Annotated in this window: 4 protein-coding genes and 1 pseudogene; all 5 read right to left on the minus strand. The window is 66.9% G+C overall.

The features are described from left to right. The coding region (locus AC2TEW_RS38315) for a transposase (RefSeq protein WP_484627744.1) at positions 1-354 on the minus strand (354 nt) is incomplete at its 3' end. Further along, the gene (locus AC2TEW_RS38320; RefSeq protein WP_484627785.1) at positions 258-659 is read right to left on the minus strand and encodes a transposase; all 402 of its coding nucleotides are present in this window, start codon (positions 657-659) and stop codon (positions 258-260) included. The genes AC2TEW_RS38315 and AC2TEW_RS38320, both read right to left, overlap by 97 nt. Positions 660-928: 269 nt before the next feature. Beyond that, a pseudogene (locus AC2TEW_RS38325) lies at positions 929-2,132 on the minus strand (IS110 family RNA-guided transposase). 358 nt (positions 2,133-2,490) lie between these two features. Beyond that, the gene (locus AC2TEW_RS38330) at positions 2,491-3,654 is read right to left on the minus strand and encodes an IS4 family transposase (RefSeq protein WP_484627786.1); all 1,164 of its coding nucleotides are present in this window, start codon (positions 3,652-3,654) and stop codon (positions 2,491-2,493) included. 527 nt (positions 3,655-4,181) lie between these two features. Further along, positions 4,182-4,418 (minus strand): IS3 family transposase, encoded by a 237-nt coding sequence (locus AC2TEW_RS38335; protein ID WP_484627787.1) that lies wholly within the window; start codon positions 4,416-4,418, stop codon positions 4,182-4,184. Positions 4,419-4,544 lie beyond the last annotated feature (126 nt).

The raw sequence follows: 4,544 nt of genomic DNA on the forward strand, positions 1-4,544 counted from the left end.
GAGCTTGCCAAGTCCCTTGATGTCGGGCTGCCCCTTGCGGGAGATGACCGGCAGGATCCCGCGCCTGCGGAGTTCGCGCCGGTTGGGGTTGCTGTCGTAGCCCTTGTCACCGAGGAGGGCGTCGGGGCGCTTGCGGGGATGGCCGACCCGGCCGGCCACCGGCGGTACTCCGTCCACCAAGGCGAGGGTCTGGGTGACGTCGTTCACGTTGGCCGCGGTGGTGATCATGTGGAGCGGGGTGCCGCCACCGTCACAGATCAGGTGGTGTTTGCTGCCTGTCTTGCGGCGGTCGACCGGCGACGGGCCCGTCGCCGGTCCCCTTTTTTCGCGCGTACGTGGGAGGCGTCCACGCACGCGCGGCTCCAGTCCAGTTCGCCAGCCGCGTTGAGCTCGGCGAGCAGTATCCGGTGCAGCCGGTCGAAGACGTCGGCCTCCTGCCAGCGCTCCAGGCGCCGCCAGCATGTCTGGCCTGAGCCGAAGCCCAGCTCCAGGGGCAGCTGCTGCCACGGGATCCCGGTGTAGAGAATGAAGAGGATGCCCTGCAGGCAGAGCCGGTCCGACACGGGCTTCGGTCCCGGTGACCGCTCGGGCCAGGCCGGCAGGACCGGCTCGATCATCGCCCACAACTCGTCATCCACGGCCCACGGCTTGGTGCTCACGCCATCACGAACAGCTCAATCGTCGTACCGGTTACGGCCGACCTGCACCGATTCACAAGATCGTGTTACGAGCTCTATGTGTTTGGTCAAGGGGGCGGTGACAGTTCCGAGATCGCCTGGCACTCTGGCGGGCATGGGAGACGAGCCGACTGTCCAGGTGTCCGCTGATGAGGGCTTGCGGCCGTGTGACTTCTGCGGTCACCCGGTCGCCCTGGACTCGGTCGACGAGTACGACTGTCCGGTGTGCGGGGATTCGGAGTCTCGGTGATTCAGGCCGAGGCGGCGGGCCGGGGTTCGTAGAAGGTGCCGTCGCGGAGCATCGCGAAGAGCACGTCGGCCCTGCGGCGGGCGAGGCAGAGCAGGGCCTGGGTGTGGTGTTTGCCCTGGGCGATCTTCTTGTCGTAGTAGGCCCGCGACGCCGGGTCGGCGAGGGCGGCGAACGCGGACAGGAAGAAGGCCTGTTTGAGCTGTTTGTTGCCGCGTCTGGAGGGTTGTTCGCCGCGGATCGAGGAGCCGGAGCTTCGGGTCGCGGGGGCGAGGCCGGCGTAGGCGGCGAGGTGGGCCGCGGAGGGGAAGCTGCTGGCGTCGCCGGCGTCGATGAGGATCCTGGCCCCGGTCCTGACGCCGATCCCCGGCATGGACGTCAGGACCTTGGAAAGAGGGTGGTTCTCCAGCAGTTCCTCGATCCGGGCCGCGAGGATCTTGCGCTGGTCGAGGACGGCGGACAGTGAGCGGGCCAGGCTCGGGACGATGAGTGCGGCGGCGTCGGTGCCCGGGACGACGACGGTCTGCTCGTCGAGCGCGGTGAAGACCTCCTCGATGAGCCGCTCGGCCATGCGCGGGGCCTGCGGCCGTATCAGCGTGACGAGCCTTCGGCGACCCGCTTTTGCGGACCTCGGCCGGGGATCCGAACCGCTCCAGCAGCGTCAGGACGGCAGGGTGCTGGATGCGCGGGCCGAGGACTCGCTCCAGGTGCGGGTGGATCTGGGTCAGCAGGCCTCGCAGCCGGTTGCTGACGCGGGTGGCTTCGCCGGCCAGGTCGTCGTCGAAGCCGACGATCATCTCCAGCTCGGCGATGGTCTGGTCTTCGAGCTCGATGGAGCGGAGTGTGTGGGGCATGAGGCGGGCGGCGTCCGCGATGACGAACGCGTCTCGGGCGTCGGTCTTGGCTTCGCCGGGGTAGAGGTCGGCGATTCGGCGCATCGTCAGCCCTGGCAGGTAGGCGACCGGGCATCCCATGTCGCGGGCGACCGCGAGTGGCAGGGCGCCGATCGAGGCGGGCTGGTCCACGACCACCAGGACGGTGCCGTGTTTGGCCTGGAGCTTGCCGAAGAGCTCGCGGAGCTTGGGCTCGCTGTTGGGCAGCCGTTTGTCGAAGGCCTTCTTCCCGGTCGGGGTGACGGCGGTGGCGTGGTGTTCGCCCTTGCCGACGTCCAGTCCGAGGAAGGCGCCGATGTCGCTGGTGTCGATCACGTGGATCTCCTGGTCGTCCCCACCCGGCCGTCCTGCGGCACCGATCGCCACATCCACATTACGAAGAGCCTCCCGACCTGCGGACAAGCCGGTGGTCATGCCCCTAATCAGCGGTCTGTCAGTGCCTCCGGGACCGGTGACACCACCCCCCAGGCCATGCAATCCAATGCCGTTGCGTTAGTGGTCGTGCCATCGGTGGTTGAGTGTGACGATGACCGGTGAACGGCGTTGGCTGGCAGGTTCGTTGGGGGCTTTGCTGCCGTACGGAGTGATGCATGACCGGATTCTCCGGGGGCAGTCGCGATGCCATCGGGCAGGCAGCAGGGTGTTACCGATCTCGGCGAGTCCCAGGCGCCGGTCACGCCTGCGGGCGGAGGGGGGAAAATCCGCTCGATGAGATCACCGTGCGGCGGACGACGTGCAGGGCGCGGGTGAACGAGGTCCGCTCGGCGGTGCTGTCGTGCAGCCGGGCGGCTTCGTCCAACAGGTCGCGGGTGGCGTGGTGCACGACCAGGTGCGCGTATATCTCCTGCCTCACCCCGTCCGGTGTCTGCGACCTCAGGACCGGTCGGCCGCGTTGATGGGTCTTGATCTCGTCGAAGACCAGCTCGATCTCCCAGCGCCGGGCGTAGAGGGCGGCGAGCTCGGCGGCCGGGTACTTCTCATGGTCGGTCAGGCTGGTGATCAGCCGGACGATGTCGGGCTGTCCGTCGATGCGGTACTCGATCACCCGGACCAGCGCAGGCGGGGCTTTGATGGTGCCGGCGGCCTTGCTGTGCTTGTTCGCCTCGATCCGGGCCAGGTAGCTGCCGTCGGGCAGGACGTCCTGGACCCGACGGGCCTTGCGCCGCTCGATCCTCCACAGCAGGTGAGTGCCCCGCTCCCGCAGGCGGTGCCATCGGGCCAGGCCCCACAGACCACGATCGGCCAGCAGCAACGTGCCATCCCCGAGATGGGCGTCCAAGGCGTCGGAGACTATGCGTTCGGACTCCTTGAACCCACCGATCACCGCGTCGAGCACGGCATGGGAGGAGCGCTCGGCCACCGCCACTACCCGGGCCTGCGGATAGCCCATGGGACTGCGCCGGGAGCCGGACTTTCCGAAGGCGTCGTCGTTGGCCACCGAGTCGGGCACGGCCAGGAGGGTCCCGTCCAGGGCCAGCACCCGCAAGCCGCGGAACAGCACTCCGCTGTCGCCCAAGGGCCTGGCTGCCGCACGGAACAGCTCCCGCAGCACAGTCCATCCGAGCCTCTGCCGCGCCCGGGTCAGTGAGGACTTGTTCACGCCGACCCACGATCGCAGCCCCCGGTCCCCGGCCTTCACCAGGCGCAGCACCTCCAGGTAGTCGGCCTGCGGGAACAGGCACATCGCCAGCACGAAGTAGACCGTGAACCGGGCGGACAGCAGACGACGACGCTTCTCCGAGCAGCCGACGTCATCGATCACCCGGTCCACCAGCTCGGGCGGGCACGACCGCGTCAGGACACCCAGTCCCAGCCGCTCCAGACGGGATATCAGCACACCGGTTCAACCGGTCTGCTGCCCCAAAAGCAACGGCATTGCCATGCAATCAACAGGGGGGAGCAGTCATGCCGGACCCGGAGGCCGGGAGCCCCATTGCGGGACCACCAAGAAGGTAATGGGGGGTACTCCCTCTGATATTCTCATGCTACGCAAGTATTCTCGCATAGGTGCTATTCCCCCGCATGCCTCCACCCAGTCGTTGGCGCCTTTCGCCGCAAGGAGGTCAAGAAAATCCCCCTCCTCGTCATCTTCAAGCTTGATGGCAAGATTCTTTGCGGGATTCGGGGAGAATGGATTTGACATTTAATTCCCTCTGTCGCGCCCAATGAATATCTCACTCTTGCTGCTGTAGAAATTCATGGAAGGGTGGCGGTTTGGGCAGGAGGTCTGCCCAATGAACGGTGTAACTCGGTTGAGTTGGTGGCGTCCGGCGGAGAGTTGGCCGTCGAAGGTTGATTTCGTCGGTCATATGAAGCTGAGCTTGCACCGCTGTGAAGTTCCCCCTGATCCTGGACAGCGGGTGCTTACGCTGCGGGGGTGAGGTCGTGCTGCAGCCTGGCTCGGGTCTCGAGCGGGGTGAGGTACCCGAACTCGGGATGTTTGCGGAGCCTGGTGCGGTTGTATTCGACCTCGATGAAGCGGAAGACGTCGGCGCGGGCGGCCTCGCGGCTCTCCCAGATGGTGGTGCCGATCTCCGCTTTGAGCAGTCCGAAGAAGCTCTCGGCTGCGGCGTTATCGTAGCATATGCCGGTTCTTCCCATGGGTGGATGGCGGCGTTGACCGGGCGGTCGCCGATGAAGTCTCCGGGTGCGCCGGCGCTTCGGCGGGAGGTTCAGCGCCAGTTCTGGCAGGCGATTGCGAAGGGGTTGCTTGCTGAGGAGGCGGCA

The organism is Kitasatospora sp. NEAU-CNBT7 (assembly GCF_057220535.1).